A 22594-nucleotide genomic window follows, 5' to 3' on the forward strand; every position below is an offset into this window, starting at 1 on the left:
GCGACGCTGGCGCGCGTTCTCCCCGGCAGTGTGAAACCCTTCGACTTGTCCGCGACGCGCCCCACGGCCTTGCCCTGGTTGAACCTGGACGCATTCAGACGGCGTTCGAGGGGGCGGGTTCGCGTTAGACCAGGGCGTCTGCAGTTAGCCGCGACGTGGATAGTGAGATGGTCCTTCGAGAACAGCAAGCGCCAGCACTACCTGGACTACCTTGGCGTTTGAGATTCAGTCCTTACCTTGGAGCTTTTGATTCAGTCCTGCAGCGCGCTACCTCAGAACTTGCGAGTCAGTCCTTCGCGCAGATCCGCAGCGCGATCGAGGGAGGGGCAGGAGAGCGACGAAAAGTGATTCAAAAGTGATTTTGTCTTTGACAAAGTGTATATCACAGTATACAGTTTGATCATGTTCACGATCAAGCGCACCAACCTATTCATCGACTGGCTCAAGCGGCTGAAAGATCGCCGCGCCGCCGCTCGTATCGCAGTCAGGATCGACCGGCTGGCCGATGGCAATCCGGGGCAGGTCAGGGAGGTGGGCGAGGGCGTCAGTGAATTGAAGATCGACTATGGACCGGGTTATCGTGTTTACTACATTCGACGCGGCAAAGAGGTCTATCTCTTGCTCTGTGGCGGTGACAAGGCGACACAGAACAAGGACATAGCCGAAGCGAAACGGATCGCGAAGGAGTGGAAAGATGAGTAAGAAAATAGAGGTAGCGGCGTGGGATAGCGCCGAAGTCCTCGACACGCCCGAGGCGATTGAGGAATACCTCACTGCTGCGTTCGAAACCGACGATCCCGTCTTCATTGCGAAGGCACTTGGGGTCGTTGCACGCGCACGTAACATGAGTGAGCTGGCGCGAGATGTCGGAATGACACGTGCGGCGCTTTACCGTGCGTTCAGCGGCGAGACCAGTCCTGAGTTTGCGACGATCATGAAGATCATGCATGCCCTCGACATCGGGATCGCGCCAGTGGTCAAGAAGACAGAGAAAGCCGCTTAATCGCTGGCGCGGCTTAGCGCGTCCAGGCTGAAAACGAATCCATTTTGTAGGTTGCGGAAACGAATCCGCGCCTGAGTTTGTGCGAACGAATCCGCTCATGAGTTTGAGCCATTTCACAAAGGCCAACTCATGAGCGACTTTGTACTTGAATAATAACTTTTAAAGTGATTATATCACCTTAAAGGAGAACAGAGATGCAGTTCATTTTGGAGGTTCCGGGCGCGCAGTTCGTTGCCGTTTACGAGCCGATCTACAACGTCGAGTTACCTTGCTATTATTCCATCAGCTTCGATTATCGATTGCTGTCCGAGGCTGCTGCCGATCTGCTCAAGCACAAGATCGAAGCGTGCCTGCGCGGTGCGCCGGATCGCAACGGTTACGGTCTCATATCTGCTTCATCGCAGCGTCGCCCACTCGTGATCCCTCTGCCTGGCCATTGGAATGAAGTCGAGGCTGCCCTCGCGGACGCCGATATGTGCGGTCTGCGGCGCGACCACCTGCTCAGGGGCACACCCGTCAAACTCAACTGCCGCGTCTACGAGTATCGCAGCCCGGAGGGAGGCGGGCACGGGCTTTCCCTTGAGTCCGTGCAGGTTGACGGGCAGGTTATGCGGAAGCGGTTCGAGGTGCTAATCGAGGAAGCTCGTTCCCTTGATGACGGCCCTGACTGCGAGGCGGCATGATGAGCGGACTGTTCAGGAACATGCTCGCACTTGGGGCTGCTCTCATGGGCGATTTACCCGCAGGGTCGGACCTCAGTGGCATCCGGCATCCACGAGCGCCATACAAGCAGCCCGTCACGAGGGCAGAGAGCAAGAAGCGGCAGGTCATCAAGGCGAAGCGCGCCAAGGACAAGGCGAACCGAAAGAGGGCACGCGCATGACGAAGCTGACAACAGCGAAATTGCAAGCCGCCTGTCGGCTTGCCGAGAAGCACACCAAGGTTAACCGGGAAATTCATCGGCTATTCGAAGAACGCTACGGGGTTTCCTACAGCGAAATTGATGAAGATTGGCTGATTGACAGCCTCGATTACGGAACAGGTGCGCTAGTTACTTTGAGACAGTGCGACGATCTTATGCGCACGAATGGCTATCCAGCGTTGCCGAGCGGGAAGAGGGCACGAGCATGACGGGCGAAACAGTAAAGAAGGCAGTCGAGTTCGCCCGCACCTATCTACAGGAAGGCGACGATGAGACCCATGCCCGGCGCCGAATGCAGGTCAAAGCTTTCCTCGATTCCGTCAATAAGCAGAAGGTGAGCGAACTCTCCGAAGCGGAAGCGGACAAGTTCATTCGGACGATTGACAGGCAGACTTACCCCACCTCTTCGGACGATGTGCGAGCGCAATTGCCTGGAATTGTGGTGGAGCGCATCAACCGTTTCGACGATTCCGCGCGGCATTGGGGGTACATTTCAGATCAAGGTAGCAAAAGCGACGACATTGAAGGAGCACTTAGGGATTACAAGTCAGCCCGTAGAGAGCTTGAAACGGTCATTTGGGCGTTACTGCCATGAAGTGGGAATCGATCAACGACCGCGAGGATCGCTCAGATAAGCTGACAGTGGTGGGTGGGCGTTTCCGTGCGTCTCATGCCGACTGGTTCATTACCTTGGAAGATGACGAGGGAAAGCGCCTCGAACTTCAAGTCAACAACTTCACTCAGTTTGTTGACTCGACGGGCGGATCGGTCATCAGCCTCAGTGACAATGATGTGGTGCGGGTCATAAGCGACAAGAAGCACAAATACATGCGATCAGCGATGATCGTCGGCACTGTGAAACCCGTCCAGATCGTAGATGCACCGAAAACCCCGGCGAGTCCGATGCGCAAACTCCGAGTTGCCACAAAGGCCGAGCGCACTGAGATCGACCTCATCGCAGCCAGTTTCGTTGATGCTTGGGCCCCGCCGAAGGACGTGCGCAATGCCTTCATCGACATGATCGACGAGGCCGAACTGACCGAATCCGTGGCGTTCCTGATCACACAGGCGATTTTGCAGGATAGGGGGTTGAGATGAACCTTACTCTTATGATTTTCGAAAACAGCATCATGGCGCACCGGGCCGGGTTCAGGGGGCACAGGCATCCTCATGATGCCGACTTGGTTGCATGGTGGCCTGCGGCAGGGGAAACCTCGATCTCTGCGATGCGGTTTCCACGCATCATCGTCTCGGCGGAAACACGTCTCCCCGGTGAATATGAGCACTTCCTGCGCTCAGGTCAGCGCGTATTCGAAAACCCGATCTGGATTGAGCTATGAGTGACCGCCTTGATGAAGCCTTCGAACAACTCCGGCGATACGCGGGCGAGCCTGACGATCGGGTGCTGAGACTGGTCGAGGTGCTCACCGACATCAACGATAATCTCTACAACATGCGCAGTCCGGAAACAGTAGCCGAGGGCATCATGAAGGCGGAAGAATTACTGGTCGAGATCGCCTTCAAGCCGGAGCTTGTGTTCACCGTCCATCAGGACAAATAAAAAGGCCGCCCATCACAGGGACGGGCGGCTAGTCTGGAGGCTCAGGAGCAACCAAAGCCTCCTCTCAGAAGTGAAGAATGAATTAGCCGCCGGTGCCAGTCGTGCCAGTCGCGCCAATCTTGTCGGCAATCGTCTGGAACGTAGTGGAGATGTTCTCTCCAAGTGCGGTGACTGCGCCAATAATGACAACTGCAATCAGAGCGGCGATCAGGCCATATTCGATTGCGGTAGCGCCACTTTCATTCTTACGAAACTTGCGGAAAATCTTCATCATGGTAATGCCCTCGTTTAACCCTATACCCTGTTACCTTAATTATTCGTTTCGAGGCGTTTTGCTTCGATGGGGTTATTACTACCTTGGATTTGTTTCGCCTCATTTAAGAGTTGTAGTTAAGTCGAGATTAAATACACGTATTTCGTGAAATTGATAAAATGTCGCAGGGGGCGAATATGACCGAGAGCGAACTCATCACAGAGATCATCCGTTTAAAACAGGGCGACAAGGCGTTTCTGCTTTGGTGTGAAGATGAGGAGTACGGCCGTTGTCCGTGGGTCGCTGCAATCGGCAATAAGTCACCACATGTCGGCATCGGCGAGGCGCTCACTTATGGAAATCAATACGTGGATTTCTGTGCCGAAGGGGCTACCCCGCTCGAAGCCCTCGCAAATCTCCATGTCTTGCTCAAGAAAGCGTTGAAATGAACAAGATCGATACAGGAAAAATCTTAGCCGAAGTGAGAGAGAACAACCGCCGTTGGCGCGAATGTCCACGTCATCTGTACGAGGCATGGGACCCGAGCAAACACAAGTTCGGTCAGAAGCACACTTGTCTCAACTGCGGATCGTCGATGTCGCTCACGGACATCGGCTGTTACATCGAGGGTTATGAGGCTGCAGGCGGCGATGCCAACGACATCATGCCGGGATATTCGTAATATGTGAAAAGGGACGCCGAAGCGCCCCTTTTTTCTAGTCAGTTGCCGCCAGATATTCTCTGCCGGGCGGTTGTGAGGCGCTGGATCGCTTCACTCAATTCAACCAGGCGATCACGCTCAGCTTCAACGATTTCCGGCTTGGCGTTTGCGACAAACTTCTCGTTCGAGAGCTTGTTCCCTACGCGCTCCATCTCTTGAGCAAGCTTGGTCAATTCCTTGTTCAGGCGAGCGTCTTCGGCCTTGAGATCGATAAGGCTGCCGAGTGGGATACAGATCGTAGTCTGATCCAACATCAGCTGTGCGGACGAGCCGGGAGCCTGTTCGGCGAAGGAAATCTCTTCTACGCGAGCGAGACGCTGGATTGCTGCCTCATGGCGTTCGAAGCGTCGCTTCGCCAATGCATCCGCATCCAGTACCACGATGGGAGCCTTTGCGCTGGCGGGGACGTTCATTTCAGTGCGAACCGAACGAATGCCTGTGACCAGATCGACCAGCCAATTGATGTCAGCCGCCGATTCCGTATCTTCGAACGTGAGGGCCGGCCATTCTGCGAGAGCGAGTACGCTTTCACGCGGCTTGCCCTCGCTTGCGGTCAGCGACCACAGTTCTTCCGTCATGAATGGCATGAATGGATGCAGCAGTTTGTAAATCTGATCCAGACAGTACGCAGCGATAGCCTGAGCCTCTGCCTTCGCAAATTCATCATCGCCCATGAAGATCGGCTTCAGGAGTTCCAGATACCAGTCGCAGAACTGGTTCCAGACAAAACGATAGGCGGCGCCGGCGGCGTCGTTAAAGCGATAGCCCTCGATGCCTTCCGTGACGGCGCGCGTAGCCTTGGTCAGTTCGGTGAGAATCCAACGGTTGACCGGGAGTTCAGCTTCGTGCGGCCGGAAATCAGGATTGATCTCCACACCGTTCATTTGAGCGAAACGGGTCGCGTTCCAAAGCTTGGTGCCGAAATTGCGATAGCCGGCGATGCGAGCCGGGTCGAGCTTAACGTCACGGCCCTGTGCTGCCATGATAGCGAGGGTGAACCGCAGCGCATCGGCGCCATATTCGTCCATAAGTTCTAGCGGATCGATGACGTTGCCCTTGGACTTGGACATTTTCGCGCCGTGCTTGTCGCGAACCAATGCGTGAAGGTAAACCGTGTGGAACGGGATTTCCTCCATGAAGTGGATGCCCATCATCATCATGCGGGCGACCCAGAAGAACAGGATGTCGAAGCCTGTGACCAGCACGCTTGTCGGGTAGTAGGTTGCCAGTTCCGGGGTCTTATCCGGCCAGCCGAGCGTCGAGAACGGCCACAGGCCCGATGAGAACCATGTGTCCAGAACGTCGGTATCGCGTTCGAGCGTGACATCTTCACCGTAGTGCGCGCGAGCCGCTGCCTTGGCTTCCTCTTCGCTCTTTTCAACGAAGCAATGACCATCGGGACCGTACCACGCTGGAATCTGATGTCCCCACCAAAGCTGACGCGAGACGCACCAGGGCTGAATGTTTTCCATCCACTCGAAGTAAGTCTTTTCCCAATTTGTCGGGACAATTTTGGTCTTGCCCTCGCGAACCGCCGCCATCGCCGGTTTCGCCAGCTCTGCCGCGTTCACATACCACTGATCGGTCAGATAAGGCTCGATCGGCACGCCACCGCGATCCCCGTGCGGGACCATATGCGTGTGATCCTCGATCTTTTCCAGATAGCCGCGCTCATCCATTAACTCGACGATGCGCTTGCGTGCTGCGAAGCGATCAAGACCGTCCAGATCGTGAATCAGAGCCTTCAACTGTGGCGTCAGTTCCAGACCTTCGAGGAAGTCGGCATTATCCTTGATCGTGATCGACGCATCTGGTGTCAGAATGTTGATGGCACGCAGGTCGTTGCGCTTGCCCACTTCGAAATCGTTGAAGTCGTGCGCGGGTGTGATTTTCACCGCACCGGAACCGGCTTCCGGATCTGCATAGTCGTCCGCGACAATCGGGATATGACGACCGACAAGCGGAAGAACCACGTCGTTGCCAACCAGAGCGTGGTAGCGTTCGTCGTTCGGATTGACGGCGACGCCCGTGTCACCAAGCATCGTCTCCGGGCGCGTGGTGGCGACGACAATATAAGTGTGCGGGTTTTCCGGATCGAACGGTACGTTCTCCAGCGGATAACGGAAGTGCCAGAGGTGGCCTTTGGATTCCCTCGACTCGACTTCGATGTCGGAGATCGCCGTCAGAAGCTTCGGGTCCCAATTGACCAGTCGCTTGTCGCGGTACATTAGACCTTGCTTATAAAGCGTGACGAAGACTTCCAGAACAGCACGAGATAGACCTTCATCCATCGTGAAACGTTCGCGGGACCAATCGCAAGATGCCCCGAGGCGTCGCAACTGATTGGAGATCATGCCTCCGGATTCGGCCTTCCACTGCCAGATGCGTTCGATAAACTTCTCGCGCCCCATGGTATGGCGGTTTGGTTCTTGACGTTCAGCTAACTGGCGTTCAACGACCATCTGCGTCGCGATGCCAGCGTGATCCATGCCGGGCTGCCACAGCACATTCTTCCCGCGCATCCGTTCGAAGCGGACCATGATGTCCTGAATCGTGTTGTTGAGCGCGTGGCCCATATGCAGAGACCCGGTGACATTTGGCGGAGGAATAACCACGGCAAAGGGATCGGCGCCCGGCTTTGCTCCCGCGCCAGCCTTGAATGCGCCAGCATCTTCCCATCGTTTGGCGATTTTCGGCTCTATCGCCTCGGCGTCGTAGGTCTTCTCAAGCATGAAATTGTCCGGTGTCAAAAGGTATGGATGAGTTTGCAAGCCTATTAACAATTAAAGCTACTAAAATCACCATCTAACTCACCGATTGGCGTCTCGCGACGCTCTGCGAACGATACCTCTTGACTCTCTGTGGTAATGTTCTCTTTATGTTCTCATGCAGATCGAGACCCTTGGAGACGCTTTCACCCACAGCGCACGCATCACCATGTTTTGCAATCATGGTAAGCGTGACGGGATGTATTCGATACGTGAATGTCAGTTCGAGTTCGAACTGGACATGATGACGTTGCTGTGCACGCGCGGGCGAGACATGCCAATTTCTATGCTACGCGAGCGCCTCAAATGTCCGCGATGCGGCTCCCGCCAAGTGGTGTTCGTCATGAAATTCCCGGATCAGCCTAACGCGCAACCTGCTCGTATCGTCGGAGCACGACGCTGAGATTAACTTTAATCACTTTTAAATTGACTTCCTTTTAATTATCACTTTAAAAGTGATTATGAAGAAGGAGAACGTCATGCAGATTCGAGAAGGCGGGTATTACAAGCAGCGAAACGGTCTCATCCGTGGGCCGATGTTGATCGCAGAGGATGAGGGGTTCGCGTTCGAGGGAACGAAAAGCGCCAAGCCGAGGCCGATGCGGTGGAGGTTGAACGGCCAGTATATGCCTCGCTCGGAGGCAATAACCAACGAGAACGTCGATCTGGTCGAAGAGTTGGCCGTCTTCCCGATGCCGGAGATGTCCCCGCGCGATAGCACTGTAGCGAGCGATGAGGACGGCTACGTCCTTGAGTTCGTTATGGACTATCAGGCCGACTCGGATGACGACGGATTGTATCTGTTCACACGCGGTCGCCTACTCGACATGCTCAAGGTCCGCGACGGTTACAACAAACGCATGGTGTCGATGAATGTCACCCTCGATACGACCGAAGCGCGTGAGAAACTGAGCAAGGCGCTGGAAGAGATTGCTCTTGAACGCACCATGATCAGCCATTTGGCTCCACCTACACCCATGCGGTTACCCAACATCAGCCCTGAAAAGGTCTACACATTCGCGGCCGGTCTAGCGCAGAACATCATCGATACTACCGCCCTCAATGGTTTTGTCAGCGATAAGACTGCCACGAAGGTACGCGGGAAGCAGAAGAAGACAATCGAGTCTGCCATCGCCGAACGCATGCTCAACTTCCTCAACCTAGAGGGAGTGGCGACGTTCCATGACGGCGGTTACGTCAAAGGACCAGGCGAAACGCTTTTCGGCGAGCATGCGTCAGACTCATTCGCATTCACCATGAACGCCAAGAATTGGGCCGAAGGCGGCTTCACCGGAAAGCCGGGTCTCAAGCCGGACGAAGGAGCAGGCGTCGTAAGCCCTGAGAAGGTTGGGGAACTCTATACCGGGGTAATGCGCAAAGCCGTCGTTTCGTTGGAAGATTTCAGAAAAAAAGCCGAAACGATTCTTGGAAAAGGGAAGCCGAAGGAGTTCATCGTCGCGGCAGCCATCCATCACGGCGGCATCATTTCCCTGCCGCGTCCGGCCCGTCATCATACGATTTTACAGACGTTGGACACCGAGATGCAGATCGGCGGCGTCATCAATCCACAGCAGCAGGGCTTCATCACCTCGACGGGTCGCTACGTGAACCGCACTGAGGCTTGGTACATCGCCCTGGCGGCCAATCAGATCATTCGGAAGTCGAACGACGACACACCGAACCTCTATTCGGAGGACTTGTGGTGAGCGAAGCAGGTCAGGTCAGATTCCGCTGCTCGCTCTTCGGCAAGCTCATCCCTCAAATCTCATATCGCGCCAGCAATACTTACTACGACGACTTCTATTTTCAGGAAAGCGTCTATTGGCGCGACCTGACGGTCGAGGACATGAAGACGATCTCGTCATCTGAGAGTTTCCGTTACCGTCGCAGCTTCTTCGGCAGGCTTATCCTGCAGGTCAAGGAGGTCGATTGGAAATGGCGCGATGCGACGATCATGGACTTGCAGAACAGCAGATTTGCAGAGGTGCTCAAATGAGCAACGACAAGATTATCATTGCTCCGAAGGGCCGTCTCACATTCGGCGATCTGGTTCCGCCGAAGCCGCGCAGTATTATCGATGACTTGCTCGGCCCGAACCCAAGTCCCGACGCCGAGATGGTCTATCTGACCAATTCCTCGATTGATGATGAGGTTGGACTGATGGGGCCTCAAGACCCACTGCGCAGAGCCGAGTTCAATTTGCAGCCGTCATACCACCCCTACGACGAGCGTTGCTATCCCGAAGCCGAGGACGATTTGATACCGCTGGCAGTGACGCGGGAGCCGACCTACCGCACCGAGTTCAAGTTGCAGCCGTTTCAGGCAGAAGCCATGCAAAAGTTTCTGGGGCAGACCCAGGAAGCCTATCAGCGTGCGATGGACCGGATGGTCGGCGATATCTTCATGGTTCCGGCCCGGCGCTTCGGCAAAACAGTCACTGCCACGACAGCTACCGAGACGGCGCTCCGCGTGGAGGAAATGTGGAAGAAGCTCAGATTGAACGCCGAATATGGTCGCGCCAACAATCATTTCGTCAACATCCTCTACAGCGAGCATGCGACTAAGCCGACTGCGGAGCGCCTGTTCCCGTTCAGCCGACACCGCTCGGCGCGTATCACGAAGAAGCTGATAAAGCGCTTTGGCGGTGTCTATGGACACGAACCTGCGATCTGGAAGATGGGCTACCTCGTTATCGCTCATCCGTCTTTCCGGGCCGAGATAGAGGCGAAACTTGCGGTTGAGAAATAACTTTTAAAGTTAGAAAAGGATTTGGTGATGAAAGCACCTCTGCATTTTTGGGACTTAATCTGCCCGAAGTACGACCAAATCGACCGACGGAACGAAGGCGGCATCATCGACGGCGACGAGTTGGCAGCAACTTTGATCGAAGCCGTCGCACCATACCGAGGCATCGACGATGAATATCGCGAGAAGCTTCAGGCCGACCTCAATCAGCTCGACGGGCAGGAGACCATCCTCGTCGAAGAGCTCATGTACCGGGAGACTCGGCTCAAGGAGGTCCGTCGCAGCAAGACGGCCATCAAGGCCGCCCTCGATGCTCTCGCTCCTGAAAAGAAGGTCGCTGACGGTTACGCCGGGGCTGCGTGATGAAGGGCTGGCACGAACTCAGCATCAAGGAGAAGCGCTCGGCGATTGAGAAGGTATACGGTGATGAGGGCGGGAGCGCCTCAGCAATCGCCGCGCGAATTTCTCATGAGACCGGCTTTCAGGTCAGCCGCAATGCGGTGATCGGCTTCTACGCGCGTCATCCGAATTTGCACACGTCCCACCCTTTCACCGGGATGCGAGTCGGAGCAGCAATAAAAAGATCGGCGAGCGAGTTACCAAACGGCCCGTTGCGCAGGTCTCCGCGGACAACGAAACGCAAGTTCGGAATCCTTGATCAGATCGGGGAGACAGTACCGGAACCGGCTCCAGAGATCGAACCCTCTGCAAGGGAAATCTATGACGCCAAGTCTCTCCGGATACCGCTCCTTGATCTGAAATCGAACCAATGCCGATACGTGGTCGACGATGGTGGACCATACCTGTTTTGCGGGCACGAAACCGAGCCGGGCGTAAGTTGGTGCCAGCATCACCGTGAGCGCGTAACACGAGCGGCCCCGGAGATCGTCAAAAAGAAGAAGAGGAACCCGCGCTATGCGTGACCCGATCACTTTCACTCCGATCATGAAGCAAATCGCGCAAGCTTTATATGGACACGGCGGTGAGATGACTCCGACGCAGATCGGTCAAAGTATCTATCCGAAGATGAGCGGCCAGCAACTCACAGGCGCGTTACGGTCTCTCCGAGTTGGCGGATGGGCGGTGAGAAGGAAGGAAACGACAGGTCGTAAAGAGTATGGACACCGATCCTTCCCCGTCATCGCCCGATGGTATCGACTAACTGACGAGGGTCGCCGCGCATGGTCCGACTATCTTATAGAATGCAAGATGAACCGACGGACGGCTGCAAGCTGCGAACATGCAGGGTGTGACCACAACTGGCTCAATCACTATAGCGCCGAGAACGGTGACCTGCCCGACGCGCGCCTGTGCACTACCTGCGGCGAGTTCGAGCAGACCGAAAGTTTCGGCCGCCCGACACGGTTCCCCGATCTGCGTGACCAACTCACCAACCAGAGCCTCATTGCCCTCGACACAGTAGAGCGGGCACCTTGGCATGAGCGTGTCTGGTCGAAGGTACTGCGAGGCTATCGTAACCTCGTCGACTTCGTTTTCTTCCGCAACTAACTTTTAAAGAGAGTAATCACATGAGTGTGTTGTTTCAGGCCCGCGTTCTCAACAGCAGAGAGACACCCGAAGCGATCCAAATTGCACATCCAAACAAACCGCTGAAAGTCCTGTTCTTACCTAAGTCTGAAATTCGTGACATCTCCCCGATAGAAGGTAAAAAGGGTTTCTACGACATCGAAATCCCTGACTGGCTGGCGGAAAAACACGATCTTTGATTCTTGAGTAATCACTTTTAAAGTGATAATAACCTTAACAAGGAGAATGCCATGACCAGTGATGAAAAAATTGCAGAAGCTCGCGCCTTTATGGCGGAGGATCACCGCGCAAAGTTCGCCGGAAAAGTAGATGGCGGAATTGCAGTCACAATGCAGGCACCCGGTTACGACTCCTTAGCCCGCATTCTTGGCGAAGCGTTCGTCCAGTCGGCTTTCGGCAAGGGCAAAGAGCGGCACGCGAACGACCGATCGTTCGACAATCAGCCAATCAGCACCATCCCCGAGCTTCTTGGGAACGTTGGCGTCGGCGGCACCGCCTATCAGGTGATCAAGAAGACTCAGGAAGCCGTCGGCATGCACCAGCGAGGTAAAGCTGACGCAGCTATCGCCGAAATGCTCGGCGTCATCGTCTACGCGGCGGCAACGATCCGCGTCATCGAAAAAAGCTTGGAAACTGAATAACTTTAAAAGTTAGGGAGAGTATCATGGCCCGCAGACACGACGATGACGAGGACTTGGCTGGCGACGGCAGCGATTCACGCGGACACAACAGCAAGAAGTTCTCCGGCGACGACATAACCTCCGACGCATCGACCATCGCGGTCGGACAATTGCGGGCGTTCATCGAACGCATTGAGCGGCTGGAAGAAGAGAAGACGACAATCGGCGACGACATCAAGGAAGTCTACGCCGAATTGAAAGGGTCAGGCTTCGACTCGAAGATCGTCCGAATGATCATCCGCCTGCGCAAGAAGGAAGATCACGAGCGGCAGGAAGAAGAGGCCATGCTGCAACTTTATATGGATGCGCTTGGGATGAATTGATGACGCTCGCCGACATCCCATTACTTCTCGCCGTGGGTATCGGCTTGAATGTGGTCCTCGACCTTCTCGAAATCGCGCTCAGAAACAGGCGGTAGCGACATGTCGATCAAACTCAGCATGCCACAGGCAACAATTCTAGGGAGCCTCGCGCACGGCCCGATGAATGGCGTGAAGCGGACTCCCCCCGTGATGGTGCTGGTCAGCAAAGGTCTGGCCGAGTTCACCAGCCCCTCAACGCTCACGATCACGGAAGCCGGAAAGCGCTTCATCAAGGTAGCCTTATGAAAATGAAAATAGTCGAATGTGATGCCAAGCACGCGGCATTCATGGATGACCTCAAAGCCGTGCTCAAGAAACACGGCGAGGACCTGACCGCCAGTGAGATGCTTGCCATCTGCGCTCAGCTAACCGGGCAAGTGCTGGCTTTGCAGGATCAGCGCGCCATGTCGCCGGAGATGGGAATCCAGATCATCGGCCAGAACCTTGAGATCGGCAATTCACGGGCGATCGAGGAAGTGCGGAACAGCGCCAACACGAGGCCCATATGAGCGATAGTCTTGCCGCAGAGCTGCGCCGTGCGATCAAGAATGGCCTCCTGCATATCAGCCTACATCGCCGATGGGATGGCAAAGTCTGGTGCGCCGGCTACCGGAACACCGACAATTCGAATGTTCAGTACAAGGAAGACGCCGATCCAGAGAAGGCGCTTCTCACCGCGCTCAGAGCTGGCATCCGTGATGTGAAAAGCCATTCTCCGAGGATGGAGCCGAAGGCGCAGGCGAAGCCATCGCGCCGCCGAGACATCGAGGATCTGGCATGAGTGAACTCCTGAAAGACTATCTGCCGTGGCTGCTTTCTGTGATCACCATCTACATGACGGTGCTTGCAGGGAATAAATCGAAGCATGCGTGGCTCGTTGGTCTCGCCAGTCAGGCCCTCTGGCTTGTTTGGATCATTGCGACATCTGCGTGGGGGCTGCTGCCAATGAACGCCGCATTGTGGATTGTTTATGCCCGTAACCATTTCAAATGGAGTGCGGCATGAGTGAGATCGACCGTCTAATCCGCAAAGCATTCGTCTCCAAGAAGAAGGGCATCACCCTTTGGCCGCGTCAAGAAGGGGGCTTCCAGGCGAACGTCCAGCATGAGGACGGATCATGGACCGTCGAGATGGACGACATGCCAGACGAGGCCCTCCTGAAAGCCCTCAACACGGCACTCGCCTTCCCCCGACACAGAACACCGCCGAAGCCCGGAGCTAATCGCCCGGAGGCGAAGAGGCGTCGTGATATTGAGGATTTGGCATGATCCCTGTCATTATTGAATCGCCATTTGCCGGTCGATCACCCCATGAGCGTGAGCGAAATATCGGTTACGCACGCCGCTGCATGCGCGATTGTTTGGAACGCGGGGAAGCGCCATTCGCATCGCACCTGCTCTACACGCAGGATGGTATTCTCAACGACGATATTCCGGCGCAGCGTGCCCTTGGGATCGAAGCAGGTTTGATGTGGGGGCAGTATGCCCTGAAGACGGTTGTCTACATTGATCTCGGTATCAGTCAGGGCATGCAGCAGGGCATTCTATCCGCGCAGAAGTTCAACCGTCCCGTCGAGTATCGTCGGCTGCTCGGGGAAATCGGATGACGGAAGTCCTCGATGTCTGTTGTGGCAGTCGCATGTTCTGGTTCGACCAATCAGACCCGCGAGCGATATTCGGCGACAAGCGCAGCGAGCGTCACATTCTGCGCGACTCGTCATCGACAGGGGGCTCACGCGAGCTCGTTATCGAGCCTGACATTCTACTCGATTTCACCGATCTACCCTTCGACGACAACAGCTTCTATCTGGTTGTCTTCGATCCGCCGCATCTGCTCAACAACGGCAAGAGCGGCTGGCTCGCGAAGAAGTACGGCAAACTCGGCCAGAACTGGAAAGACGACATTCGTGCTGGTTTTGCCGAGTGTTTCCGCGTTTTGAAAAACAACGGCACCCTCGTTTTCAAATGGAACGAGCATGAAATTCCCGTCTCGGAATTGCTGGCGCTGACTCATCGGAAACCTCTGTTCGGCAATCGCAGCGGGAAAGCAATGAAGACGCACTGGCTGGTTTTTATGAAGCCATCTCGTCGTCAGGAAATAGAGGAACTGGCATGACAGCGTGGGCCTATTACAACGAGTTCGACCCCCACGCTGCCGCTTGGCTCCGCAACCTGATCACAATGGGGCTGATCGCCCCGGGAGAAGTAGATGAACGTGACATCCGAGAGGTTCAGCCCGACGATTTACGAGGCTTTACTCAGTGCCATTTTTTCGCCGGCATCGGCGTCTGGTCGTACTCACTCCGTCGTGCAGGGTGGTCGGATTCGAGGCCAGTTTGGACAGGGTCGTGCCCATGTCAGGGGTTCTCGGCAGCTGGCCAGCAACGCGGGTTCAACGACGAGCGTCACCTCTGGCCTGACTGGTATCGACTTATCAAAGAAGGGAAACCGCCTGTCATCTTCGGCGAACAGGTTCAAAGCGCCCTCATCGTCGGAAAAGCTCGAAATAAGACGAGCGAGTTTGGACCTTACGGCCTCTATGACCCGGATCGCGATGCGCAAATCCCGACAGCTTGGTTCGACCTTATATGCGCTGACCTGGAAGAAGCAATATACGCCGTGGGGGTTCGAGATACCCCGGCTGCGGGCAGTGGGGCGCCCCATATCCGTCAGCGTCTCTTCTTTGTTGCGAAGCGGATGGAACACTCCCAGAGCGACGGACGGCTCGAATGGCGGCCCGAACCAAGCCGGGGGAGCATTGTCAGCGGATGCGGCGCTGTCGGGCTGGTCGACGGCGAGCGCTCGGGACTGGAAGGACTCGCCGGGCATGACGGTAGTGACCGAAGACGGCAGGGTGAGGCTGGATCAGTTGCCGCGTCAAGTTTCGTTGGCCGGGTGGCCGACGGCAACATCGACAGATGCGACGAGAGGATCACCAGAGACGCCCGAAGCGAAGAAGGCTCGCGGAGCGAACACGGGAACGTCGATGATCGACGCGGCGCATCTGGCAGCGTGGCCGACGCCGAATGCTTCGAACGGCAGCGGGGGAAGTCAGGCGAAGAGGGCGTTCAACAAGGAGCGCTCGAACGAACTGAACGACTTCGTGATGCTGAGCGGATGGCCTACGACGGTGGCGAACGACGACAACAAATCGCCAGAGGCGCATTTGGCGATGAAGAAGAGAATGGGCGAACGAGACGGATCGGAAGCCGAGCGGACAGCGATAACATCGCTACAGGTTATGGCGAAAACGATTGGTCCGGCCCGGTTAACGGCTTCTGGCGAAATGTTGACTGGCTCTTCTGCCGAGATGGAAAGTGGCGGCCAGTTGAATCCGGCACATTCCCTCTGGTTGATGGGGCTGCCTTTCGATTGGGTTCTGGCAGCCCCTTTGAAGGCAAGTCTCGCCAAGAAATCCTCAAAGGCGTGGGAAACGCAATCGTCTTTCCGGTCGCCGTCAGCTTCATCGAGGACTTCCTCGAAGCCACGGGCCAGATCATTGACAGCGATGACGAAATTGTTGTGCGCGCTGAATCACTTTTAAAGTGACATATTAACTATAATAGTTATAAGAGGTGAGTATGAACCTAAAAAGCCACCCAATTCGCGAATCTGCCGACCTCGACGAGGCATTGTCATGAGCCAACCTCGCCTCGATCGCAACGCGCATCTGGCTGCCATTCGACCCGATCTCGACGCATGCGGACTGCCGTGGCGCGCGCTGAACGGCAAACGGCACATCAAGGTTTTCATTCGAGAAAAACTCGCTCTCGTCATTTCTCACGGGAAGGGTGGTCTCGGTAACCAACGAGTTTTGAAGAACGCTCGCGCTCATATCCGTCGGGCAGTAAAGGCAGCATCGTGATCAGATCAGTCAGGCTCTTCGAGGGAGATAGCAGGCAAGTTCTCACAAGAATGATCGCATTGGGCGAACAGGTAGATTCAGTAGCGACTGACCCGCCTTACCACCTCGATTCCATGGTGAAGCGCTTTGGGAAGGAAGGCTACAAAGCTGCGAAATTCGGTCGCGACGGTGCTTATTCACGAGCTTCGGCCGGGTTCATGGGTCAGAAATGGGACGGGTCTGACGACGAGGGCACCAAGATCGCTCAGGATCCAGAGTTCTGGAAACTAGTTTATCAGGTGCTCAAACCGGGAGGCTACATCGTAGCGTTCTCGTCGAGTCGGACATACGGTCATATGCAGGTTGCCTTGGAAGCTGCTGGCTTCATCACTCATCCTATGATCGGATGGGTTTACGCCAGCGGTATGCCAAAGGCCCACAGCGCCGCCCGTGCAATCGACAAAACCCTCGGCAAGCGTGGCGACATTGTGCCGACGGGAAATCCGGTTCGCCGCATTCGGCCCGGAGCCGATCAGAATAAAGACGGATCATGGGAAAAGCTTGCTGACCGGGAATATCAGCCGGGAGAGTATGTCCCGGCGAGCGACGAGGCGCGGGAGTGGGATGGCTGGCATTATGGTGGCCAAGCTCGCAAACCGGCGATGGAGCCGATCTATGTCGGCCAGAAGCCATTCTCCGAGAAGAACGGCGCACTCAATATCCTGAAGCACGGCGTCGGCGCAGTGAACATCGACGGTTGCCGGGTTCCATCGGAAGGCGGCAAGCACCGTGAAGGCGAAGCTTCGCAGGGACGCGACTATCGTGAGAACGGCTCGACGAACTTCGCCATGAAGCCCGGCCCCCGCGGTGGCGATCCGAAGGGTCGCTGGCCTGCGAATCTCATTCACGATGGATCGGCTGAGGTTGTCGCATTGTTCCCCGAGAGCAAAGGAGCGAAAGCCCCTGTGAAAGGGACTGAGCCTTCCAGCCCGACAAAAGAAATTTACGGGCAGTTCGCTGGCAGGGTGCCTGGGCCGTTTTATGGAGATCAATCCGGCTCTTCGGCACGGTTTTACGAAAGTTATCCTCACCCCTTCGACGTCTGCGAAAGTGGGGAACAAATTGAGAACATGCCGTTCGAAGGAGTGCCGATCATTTATCATCCGAAGGCGAACAATTCCGACCGTTGCGGATCGCGCCATCCCACAATCAAACCTCTCGGCCTAATGCAGTCGCTAGTTCGCCATGTGACTCCGATGGGCGGGATCGTACTCGATCCGTTTGCTGGCTCAGGCAGCACCGGGGCAGCGGCATTGCTGGAAGGGATGCGGTGCGTCCTGATCGAACAAGAGCAGACATATTGCCGCGACATCCGTCGGAGGCTCGGCATTAGTGAGCCAGTTACCTTTTCGATCACAGAGTATTTAAGCGCGTTAGGTTTTAGTGATCTTCGCGCGTGAGTGACCCCCGATGGGGAGGAAATGAAAGTGGAAGGGCGGAAAGCCGCCGAAAAACACCAAGGCAACACATCGTTTTAGGAGTAACTACAGTGTGCATTTTGCAAAGGCATCGGGCGCTCGCATCGACTTTGAGTTTCATCTCAGTTGGTGACGACGGGGCAGTTAAGTATTGGGCTCCGGCCCGTACTGAAGCGTGGGATGTCGATTGTGCAGCGGGGCGCAAAGCTGCTGTTGAATTAACTACCTACATAAAGAACAGTCAGGATCAGAGGATTATGGCTCTGGTTACCTCGGCTATTGCTGCGGAGGAAAAGCTGGAGGAGGGCGTTGAAGTGGGCTTCTTCACTGCTCTTTCTCAAATGGCCATTCGCGGACTTTTTGGATGAGCCCCACGACACGCACCCGATTGATCGTGCTCAAGGAGACGCTGGAAAGCTGGTATGTCTCCTTGGCACTTTTTTGTATTCAATTCGGAATGGCACTCTCGGTCGCGTTTTCGAGCTGGCGATGGTTTTCCATCCCACTGTTCGCATTAGCGGCGGTTGACGCTATCCAGTTCATCCGCCGCTTTTCGATGTCAAAGCGAGCCAAATAACACCGATAATGCCGCTTGTAAGGATGGCAATGGCGGTCATCAGTGATTGCTTCTTTACGGTAGCAACTGACTTCCGCCATTCGCGTAGATGCCGCATGTCCGCCTGAACTTCGATAGGGTCTTGGGTATCGATCCCAAGAGTCAGAAGGGTCTGGCGGACTGCTTCTTTCGCAGCGTGCTCAGCCGTATCCTTGACCAGTTCTCGAATTTCTTCATTGTGGATCATCTCGTTCTGGTCCCGCACAGTTCTTTCCACACAGCGTTTCTCGCCTTTGCCTGGCGAATGGTTTCGTCTGTATCCTTTTCCGACCACATGATCGGTTCGGCGTTATCACAGTAAATGCTAATCCCGGCGCTTGAATCCGTCGTCGTCGCGCAGCCGGCTAGGATTGGCAGCGAGAGAGCGATCACGAGCGGCCCGAGCGCGCTTGGCGATGTGAGCCTCATATTCCTTCTCCCTTTTGATGCGCTCCTGCCAACCATGCTGTTTTCCGCGACGGTAGGAGAGGGCGACGAGGAGCGATGTCCCGACTGCAAAGGCTGCGATGATTGCGCTGCGAACGCCGAAGGTGCGGCTGACGAATATAAAAATAGTCAGCAGCGTGGCGGTTGCAGGGAAGGCCCACAACCACCATGGAACATCATAGCCGAAGAAGTCGGAGAGCACCGACATTATGGGGTGGGGGTTTCGAGTGCGGTGACGCGGGTTTTGAGGTCCGCTACATCGGCGAGCAGAGCATCAATGCGCGGATCGGCACCTCCGCTGCCACCAGTCTGCAGGGCTTTCACTGCCTGGTCGATCTTCTCGAATCCGTCGCGAACGGAGCGTTGCATCTGGACGTGGCCGGAAGTACGGAGCGGGAGCTTCAGGTTTTCAGTTTCGACTTTCATTTCAGAGTTCCTTCGTTAGTTGATTATTGAGTGACCTGAAAAATGGTGGGATATGTGTATTCGAGGAGGGTGCCGTTAACGGCGACCGCCTTCCCGGTGAACCGCAGTGCCATCCAGTTGTCGGCAGTCTTGAGTGACCATTGCCGCTTGAACTCTACGCGAGGGATCGAAATGTCGATGTTCGGCCCTACAACGTTGCGCGCCTTGAAGGAGACCCGACCAGCATCGCATGTGAAGAACATCTGAATGTTCTCTTGGCTGATGTCGTCGCAGTCGAACTCGACGCGCAGCTTTCCCGCCTTCGACATGCGGAGGTCGAACTTTGGCGTGTTACCGATGTAACGGCCGTCAATGGAAACTTCGCCGCGTCCGAGTACTACGCTGCATCCGGGCTTGAGATTCTTGACCTTCACGCTGTTACCCCTTCATAGGTGCGCCGAGACTTGAGCCAGCCGTAACCGGCCCAAATAATCCCCCCGACGACCAGCACGGCGCTGATCGTATAGAGACCGTTGGAGATGTGATTGAAGATGCCCTCAGCTCCACCAAGCTTCTCAGCAATCTCGTTGATCTTGTCGGCCGCGACAGCCGTGCCTACGCCGCCGATAGTGCCAGCGCCGCCAGTGGTTGTTTCGGGCAAGGTTATCAGCGCTGGCTGACCGACCTTTTCCTCGATCGAGGAACGATAAGTGGCGAGAGTTTCCATAGTCTTCGGGCCAACGACGCCATCCGCTTCGAGGCCGTGTATCGTCTGGAAGGACTTCACTGCGTCGCGTGTCGCAGGACCGAAGTCACCGTCGACGGAAAGAACGCTGCCTGCCCGTACAAGGAGCTGCTGCACCTCGCGGACGCGAGCGCCCTTCGAGCCGAGCCGCAACATGGAAGATGCGCTGCCCTTCGAATTGTTTTCGACGTTGCGTTCTGCAATACGCGGGTCCGCGATGGCTTCGGCATAAGCCGCTGCCATTTTGGTATGGTACTTGTTCTTCTGATATGCCGGGCCGTTGTATGCGCGCGCGAAGGCTGACCAGTCGCGGCGCTGGATTTCATCGACGAGGGAGTTCTCTTCAATGAACTTGAGCATGACTTCGACCTGCCCCTTGAAGCCGGAGCAGGCACGAGTGAACATCGAATAAGGGGACGCGAAGCCGAGAGTTTTCCAATGAGAACCCATGACCTGACCGACTCCCATGGAGATCGACGAGTACGCGGCGTCCTTGTCGATCCCCGCCGCCCGGCTCAGGAGGTCGTAGCGAGCGGATTGGGAAGTCGGGTTCTTGATTGCTCCGGCAGTAGGACTCGCGAGCTTGGCTGCTATTGCCTTGTCGCGCTTGGCTCCCTTTAGGAAACGGTAGAAGTAATGTCCTTCCCACCGAATAACGGGGAGCTTGGTCTCGGGCGCAAAGATAATGCCGTTGCTCTCGACAGCTATAATGGCAGCGAGTGCAGCTACTTCAATCTCGTAGGGCTTTGCGAGGGCGACCAGATCGGCGATCTGAGAGTCTGAGAGGCGCATCACTTTCACCGTTTCCGGATAAGTCAGAATCACTTTTGAAGTGATTATATACTTTTAAAGTGATGTCGCCTCCCTGCTTAGGCGAGGAAGCCGATAGTCTGGAAGCTGAACGAACCAGATGTGGGGAGAATTAGCGGCGTCAGAGTCCCGTCCGCTTCCTGCTCATAAAAATGAATATCCTTCGTCCAAGCCCTCCATCTTGCCACAACAGGCTTCGTATTCCCGACGCCTTCGACATGGACGGGGATCGGAAGATCGAGGCCCATAACGTTATCATAAGGCATGACGGGCGCGGTCATGGCTCCGGAGCCTGTATGGCCTTCCCAAACAAGGAAACCGCAGAAGAATGTGGTTTCTCCGCTTCTCATGGCCCACATAGAGTTGCGGGTGTAGGTGCATTGACCAGGCACATCGCCGCCAGCGACGGTCAAAGTGTTGTAATAGGCCGTGCGGAACGTGCTCATCCGACCGTTGCCGTCGGTCGATTTGAAATCGAATATCTCATCGAAATCGCCCGAGCCGAAATTGATTCCGCGACCGTAGATGCGCAGCGCCTCGCTGTAAGGGTCATCATCGAATGCGATAGTCGTAGAGGCCCCGCCTGATCGAAGAGCGACGCTTGCGATCTTGGATATGGTTTCATAGCCAAGAGAGGACATATGAACGTCCTTTAAGCCACCTTCGCCGTCAGGCAACCAATATTTTGACTCAGCGAGGGTGGCGGTGGGAACAAAAACACCGCTTCCGCCAAGGCGCGAAACGAGAGCCCGTAATATCCGATTGATGTTGCTGTTCGTAGCCCATTCGACGCGAGGTGCATCCATAATCCCGAAGATCAATGTCTGAGTTGCGCGCCAGTCGAACCAGTCATTACTGTCCAAGGCTTCCATAAAGCGAAGATAGTTTTCAGTGTACTGGTTTGCGAGTGTGTAGTTGGTGTCGTTTTCCCCCTGCCACCAGAAGAAATAGTCGAACGGCTTGTTGATCCCAATGTGCGAAAGTGCAGCTTGCACATTAGCGACAAGCGTATCCCGTGCTGCGATAGGCGTGTTGTCTGACCAAGCACTGAGCGCGGTGCCTCCAAAGGAGACGTTCACGACATACACTTTGCGCCCCGGATGCGTCTTCGCAATTTCGTTGCCGAGGCACATCGCCACGCTGACCTCAGTCGCAGCAGGTTTGCGGAAAGACGTTCCTACTTCCCCGTCCCAACCCGGAAAATTCCAGTAATGGAGATTGTCGGCATACGCGACGTTGTTGGTCTCCTCGTCATAGACATAAGCCATGTTTGACTGACCCGACGCCAGGATCAGAATTGGCTCACTGTTCACCGGCGAACCGCCTCCTGCGGAAGAAGTGAAGCCGATGTGCGGATTATCGTTGTTGACAGAGATAGCCATGGCAAAACCTCAATAGCTCATGACTACAGCATCGGCGGACGACCCTACCGAACGGATGTAAACTTTGCTTCCTGCCGGGATGTCACTCGCCGAGAATGTCTGTGTTCCGGTGATAACGAGGCCGGGTGCATCTGCCTCGGGTGCATTCTCCAAGATGCAAATCATGAGCCGACCCTGCGTCCGGAGTTGAATGGCGACATTCGCTGCATCGTCTGCCGCGAGCGTCCACTCATTGGTCGCTTTGACTGTTTCCGTTTTCGCCATGGCCGCCACCTGTTCTAATCTTTGGCAAGGGAATCACTTTTTGTAGTGATTATACACTTTTA

40 protein-coding genes are annotated in these 22594 nt (G+C 55.6%); 31 read left to right on the forward strand and 9 right to left on the reverse strand.

Annotation, left to right across the window (positions count from 1 at the left end):
• Positions 1-402: 402 nt before the first annotated feature.
• From ABDF71_RS21645 to ABDF71_RS21685, 9 genes are all read left to right on the forward strand, one after another.
• Positions 403-702, forward strand: coding sequence for a type II toxin-antitoxin system RelE/ParE family toxin (locus ABDF71_RS21645; protein ID WP_500061738.1), 300 nt, complete (start codon positions 403-405; stop codon positions 700-702).
• Positions 695-1003: an addiction module antidote protein gene (locus ABDF71_RS21650; RefSeq protein ID WP_500061739.1), complete on the forward strand. Its 309-nt coding sequence runs from the start codon at positions 695-697 to the stop codon at positions 1001-1003. The genes ABDF71_RS21645 and ABDF71_RS21650 overlap by 8 nt, the downstream gene beginning before the upstream one ends.
• A gap of 194 nt (positions 1004-1197) precedes the next feature.
• On the forward strand, positions 1198-1686 hold the full coding sequence (locus tag ABDF71_RS21655; protein WP_500061740.1) for a hypothetical protein: 489 nt from the start codon (positions 1198-1200) through the stop codon (positions 1684-1686).
• The gene (locus ABDF71_RS21660) at positions 1683-1886 is read left to right on the forward strand and encodes a hypothetical protein (protein WP_500061741.1); all 204 of its coding nucleotides are present in this window, start codon (positions 1683-1685) and stop codon (positions 1884-1886) included. Before ABDF71_RS21655 ends, ABDF71_RS21660 begins: the two co-directional genes overlap by 4 nt.
• Positions 1883-2134 carry a hypothetical protein gene (locus tag ABDF71_RS21665; RefSeq protein ID WP_500061742.1) on the forward strand — a complete coding sequence of 84 codons (252 nt, stop codon included), beginning with the start codon at positions 1883-1885 and terminating at the stop codon, positions 2132-2134. The genes ABDF71_RS21660 and ABDF71_RS21665 overlap by 4 nt, the downstream gene beginning before the upstream one ends.
• The gene (locus ABDF71_RS21670; protein WP_500061743.1) at positions 2131-2520 is read left to right on the forward strand and encodes a hypothetical protein; all 390 of its coding nucleotides are present in this window, start codon (positions 2131-2133) and stop codon (positions 2518-2520) included. Before ABDF71_RS21665 ends, ABDF71_RS21670 begins: the two co-directional genes overlap by 4 nt.
• Positions 2517-3023 (forward strand): hypothetical protein, encoded by a 507-nt coding sequence (locus tag ABDF71_RS21675; protein WP_500061744.1) that lies wholly within the window; start codon positions 2517-2519, stop codon positions 3021-3023. The genes ABDF71_RS21670 and ABDF71_RS21675 overlap by 4 nt, the downstream gene beginning before the upstream one ends.
• Positions 3020-3265, forward strand: a complete 246-nt coding sequence (locus tag ABDF71_RS21680) for a hypothetical protein (protein WP_256886089.1) — start codon at positions 3020-3022, stop codon at positions 3263-3265. Before ABDF71_RS21675 ends, ABDF71_RS21680 begins: the two co-directional genes overlap by 4 nt.
• On the forward strand, positions 3262-3486 hold the full coding sequence (locus ABDF71_RS21685; RefSeq protein WP_500061745.1) for a hypothetical protein: 225 nt from the start codon (positions 3262-3264) through the stop codon (positions 3484-3486). The genes ABDF71_RS21680 and ABDF71_RS21685 overlap by 4 nt, the downstream gene beginning before the upstream one ends.
• Before the next feature lie 82 nt (positions 3487-3568).
• On the opposite strand, the gene ABDF71_RS21690 is transcribed toward ABDF71_RS21685, so the two are convergent.
• Positions 3569-3760, reverse strand: coding sequence for a Flp family type IVb pilin (locus ABDF71_RS21690; RefSeq protein WP_500061746.1), 192 nt, complete (start codon positions 3758-3760; stop codon positions 3569-3571).
• Positions 3761-3936: 176 nt separating this feature from the next.
• On the opposite strand from ABDF71_RS21690, the gene ABDF71_RS21695 reads away from it, so the two are divergent.
• Together ABDF71_RS21695 and ABDF71_RS21700 are read left to right on the forward strand one after the other, a co-directional pair.
• Positions 3937-4188 carry a hypothetical protein gene (locus ABDF71_RS21695; protein ID WP_500061747.1) on the forward strand — a complete coding sequence of 84 codons (252 nt, stop codon included), beginning with the start codon at positions 3937-3939 and terminating at the stop codon, positions 4186-4188.
• Positions 4185-4421 (forward strand): hypothetical protein, encoded by a 237-nt coding sequence (locus ABDF71_RS21700; RefSeq protein ID WP_500061748.1) that lies wholly within the window; start codon positions 4185-4187, stop codon positions 4419-4421. The genes ABDF71_RS21695 and ABDF71_RS21700 overlap by 4 nt, the downstream gene beginning before the upstream one ends.
• Before the next feature lie 38 nt (positions 4422-4459).
• On the opposite strand, the gene ABDF71_RS21705 is transcribed toward ABDF71_RS21700, so the two are convergent.
• Positions 4460-7192 (reverse strand): valine--tRNA ligase, encoded by a 2733-nt coding sequence (locus tag ABDF71_RS21705; protein WP_500061749.1) that lies wholly within the window; start codon positions 7190-7192, stop codon positions 4460-4462.
• A 497-nt stretch (positions 7193-7689) separates the two neighbouring features.
• On the opposite strand from ABDF71_RS21705, the gene ABDF71_RS21710 reads away from it, so the two are divergent.
• The 20 genes from ABDF71_RS21710 (at position 7690) to ABDF71_RS21805 (ending at position 18252) form a co-directional block, all read left to right on the forward strand.
• Positions 7690-8934 carry a Y16D family protein gene (locus ABDF71_RS21710; protein WP_500061750.1) on the forward strand — a complete coding sequence of 415 codons (1245 nt, stop codon included), beginning with the start codon at positions 7690-7692 and terminating at the stop codon, positions 8932-8934.
• Positions 8931-9224 (forward strand): hypothetical protein, encoded by a 294-nt coding sequence (locus tag ABDF71_RS21715; protein ID WP_500061751.1) that lies wholly within the window; start codon positions 8931-8933, stop codon positions 9222-9224. Before ABDF71_RS21710 ends, ABDF71_RS21715 begins: the two co-directional genes overlap by 4 nt.
• Positions 9221-9976, forward strand: a complete 756-nt coding sequence (locus ABDF71_RS21720; RefSeq protein ID WP_500061752.1) for a hypothetical protein — start codon at positions 9221-9223, stop codon at positions 9974-9976. Before ABDF71_RS21715 ends, ABDF71_RS21720 begins: the two co-directional genes overlap by 4 nt.
• Before the next feature lie 27 nt (positions 9977-10003).
• Positions 10004-10336, forward strand: a complete 333-nt coding sequence (locus tag ABDF71_RS21725) for a hypothetical protein (protein WP_500061753.1) — start codon at positions 10004-10006, stop codon at positions 10334-10336.
• Positions 10336-10896, forward strand: a complete 561-nt coding sequence (locus ABDF71_RS21730) for a GcrA family cell cycle regulator (RefSeq protein ID WP_500061754.1) — start codon at positions 10336-10338, stop codon at positions 10894-10896. Before ABDF71_RS21725 ends, ABDF71_RS21730 begins: the two co-directional genes overlap by 1 nt.
• Before the next feature lie 286 nt (positions 10897-11182).
• A complete protein-coding gene (locus tag ABDF71_RS21735; protein WP_500061755.1) occupies positions 11183-11482 on the forward strand; it encodes a hypothetical protein in 300 nt (99 codons plus the stop codon).
• A 20-nt stretch (positions 11483-11502) separates the two neighbouring features.
• On the forward strand, positions 11503-11700 hold the full coding sequence (locus ABDF71_RS21740) for a hypothetical protein (protein WP_500061757.1): 198 nt from the start codon (positions 11503-11505) through the stop codon (positions 11698-11700).
• Between the two features lie 51 nt (positions 11701-11751).
• Entirely contained in the window at positions 11752-12162 is a 411-nt protein-coding gene (locus tag ABDF71_RS21745; protein WP_500061758.1) for a hypothetical protein, read from the forward strand.
• 113 nt (positions 12163-12275) lie between these two features.
• Complete coding sequence (locus ABDF71_RS21750) at positions 12276-12524, forward strand: DUF2312 domain-containing protein (protein WP_500061825.1); 249 nt, start codon at positions 12276-12278, stop codon at positions 12522-12524.
• A 99-nt stretch (positions 12525-12623) separates the two neighbouring features.
• A complete protein-coding gene (locus ABDF71_RS21755) occupies positions 12624-12809 on the forward strand; it encodes a hypothetical protein (protein ID WP_500061759.1) in 186 nt (61 codons plus the stop codon).
• Positions 12806-13072, forward strand: coding sequence for a hypothetical protein (locus ABDF71_RS21760; RefSeq protein ID WP_500061760.1), 267 nt, complete (start codon positions 12806-12808; stop codon positions 13070-13072). The genes ABDF71_RS21755 and ABDF71_RS21760 overlap by 4 nt, the downstream gene beginning before the upstream one ends.
• The gene (locus tag ABDF71_RS21765) at positions 13069-13344 is read left to right on the forward strand and encodes a hypothetical protein (protein WP_500061761.1); all 276 of its coding nucleotides are present in this window, start codon (positions 13069-13071) and stop codon (positions 13342-13344) included. The genes ABDF71_RS21760 and ABDF71_RS21765 overlap by 4 nt, the downstream gene beginning before the upstream one ends.
• Positions 13341-13568, forward strand: a complete 228-nt coding sequence (locus ABDF71_RS21770) for a hypothetical protein (protein WP_500061762.1) — start codon at positions 13341-13343, stop codon at positions 13566-13568. The genes ABDF71_RS21765 and ABDF71_RS21770 overlap by 4 nt, the downstream gene beginning before the upstream one ends.
• Positions 13565-13831 carry a hypothetical protein gene (locus ABDF71_RS21775; protein WP_500061763.1) on the forward strand — a complete coding sequence of 89 codons (267 nt, stop codon included), beginning with the start codon at positions 13565-13567 and terminating at the stop codon, positions 13829-13831. Before ABDF71_RS21770 ends, ABDF71_RS21775 begins: the two co-directional genes overlap by 4 nt.
• Positions 13828-14169: a DUF7768 domain-containing protein gene (locus ABDF71_RS21780; protein WP_500061764.1), complete on the forward strand. Its 342-nt coding sequence runs from the start codon at positions 13828-13830 to the stop codon at positions 14167-14169. The genes ABDF71_RS21775 and ABDF71_RS21780 overlap by 4 nt, the downstream gene beginning before the upstream one ends.
• Entirely contained in the window at positions 14166-14678 is a 513-nt protein-coding gene (locus ABDF71_RS21785) for an SAM-dependent methyltransferase (RefSeq protein ID WP_500061765.1), read from the forward strand. The genes ABDF71_RS21780 and ABDF71_RS21785 overlap by 4 nt, the downstream gene beginning before the upstream one ends.
• A complete protein-coding gene (locus ABDF71_RS21790) occupies positions 14675-16111 on the forward strand; it encodes a DNA cytosine methyltransferase (RefSeq protein WP_500061766.1) in 1437 nt (478 codons plus the stop codon). Before ABDF71_RS21785 ends, ABDF71_RS21790 begins: the two co-directional genes overlap by 4 nt.
• 88 nt (positions 16112-16199) lie before the next feature.
• On the forward strand, positions 16200-16427 hold the full coding sequence (locus ABDF71_RS21795; RefSeq protein WP_500061767.1) for a hypothetical protein: 228 nt from the start codon (positions 16200-16202) through the stop codon (positions 16425-16427).
• Between the two features lie 50 nt (positions 16428-16477).
• The gene (locus ABDF71_RS21800) at positions 16478-17866 is read left to right on the forward strand and encodes a DNA methyltransferase (protein ID WP_500061768.1); all 1389 of its coding nucleotides are present in this window, start codon (positions 16478-16480) and stop codon (positions 17864-17866) included.
• A gap of 89 nt (positions 17867-17955) precedes the next feature.
• Positions 17956-18252, forward strand: coding sequence for a hypothetical protein (locus ABDF71_RS21805; protein WP_500061769.1), 297 nt, complete (start codon positions 17956-17958; stop codon positions 18250-18252).
• Positions 18253-18423: 171 nt separating this feature from the next.
• On the opposite strand, the gene ABDF71_RS21810 is transcribed toward ABDF71_RS21805, so the two are convergent.
• From ABDF71_RS21810 to ABDF71_RS21840, 7 genes are all read right to left on the reverse strand, one after another.
• Positions 18424-18687, reverse strand: coding sequence for a hypothetical protein (locus ABDF71_RS21810; RefSeq protein WP_500061770.1), 264 nt, complete (start codon positions 18685-18687; stop codon positions 18424-18426).
• 117 nt (positions 18688-18804) lie between these two features.
• The gene (locus ABDF71_RS21815) at positions 18805-19134 is read right to left on the reverse strand and encodes a hypothetical protein (protein WP_500061771.1); all 330 of its coding nucleotides are present in this window, start codon (positions 19132-19134) and stop codon (positions 18805-18807) included.
• Entirely contained in the window at positions 19134-19352 is a 219-nt protein-coding gene (locus tag ABDF71_RS21820; RefSeq protein ID WP_500061772.1) for a coiled-coil domain-containing protein, read from the reverse strand. Before ABDF71_RS21820 ends, ABDF71_RS21815 begins: the two co-directional genes overlap by 1 nt.
• Positions 19353-19375: 23 nt before the next feature.
• Complete coding sequence (locus ABDF71_RS21825) at positions 19376-19765, reverse strand: hypothetical protein (protein ID WP_500061773.1); 390 nt, start codon at positions 19763-19765, stop codon at positions 19376-19378.
• Positions 19762-20868 (reverse strand): N-acetylmuramidase domain-containing protein, encoded by a 1107-nt coding sequence (locus tag ABDF71_RS21830; protein ID WP_500061774.1) that lies wholly within the window; start codon positions 20866-20868, stop codon positions 19762-19764. Before ABDF71_RS21830 ends, ABDF71_RS21825 begins: the two co-directional genes overlap by 4 nt.
• A 77-nt stretch (positions 20869-20945) precedes the next feature.
• Positions 20946-22268 (reverse strand): sialate O-acetylesterase, encoded by a 1323-nt coding sequence (locus ABDF71_RS21835; protein WP_500061775.1) that lies wholly within the window; start codon positions 22266-22268, stop codon positions 20946-20948.
• Positions 22269-22277: 9 nt separating this feature from the next.
• Positions 22278-22532, reverse strand: coding sequence for a hypothetical protein (locus tag ABDF71_RS21840; protein WP_500061776.1), 255 nt, complete (start codon positions 22530-22532; stop codon positions 22278-22280).
• Between the last annotated feature and the right edge of the window lie 62 nt (positions 22533-22594).

This window comes from Ochrobactrum sp. WV_118_8 (assembly GCF_039631535.1).
GTDB lineage: Bacteria > Pseudomonadota > Alphaproteobacteria > Rhizobiales > Rhizobiaceae > Brucella > Brucella anthropi.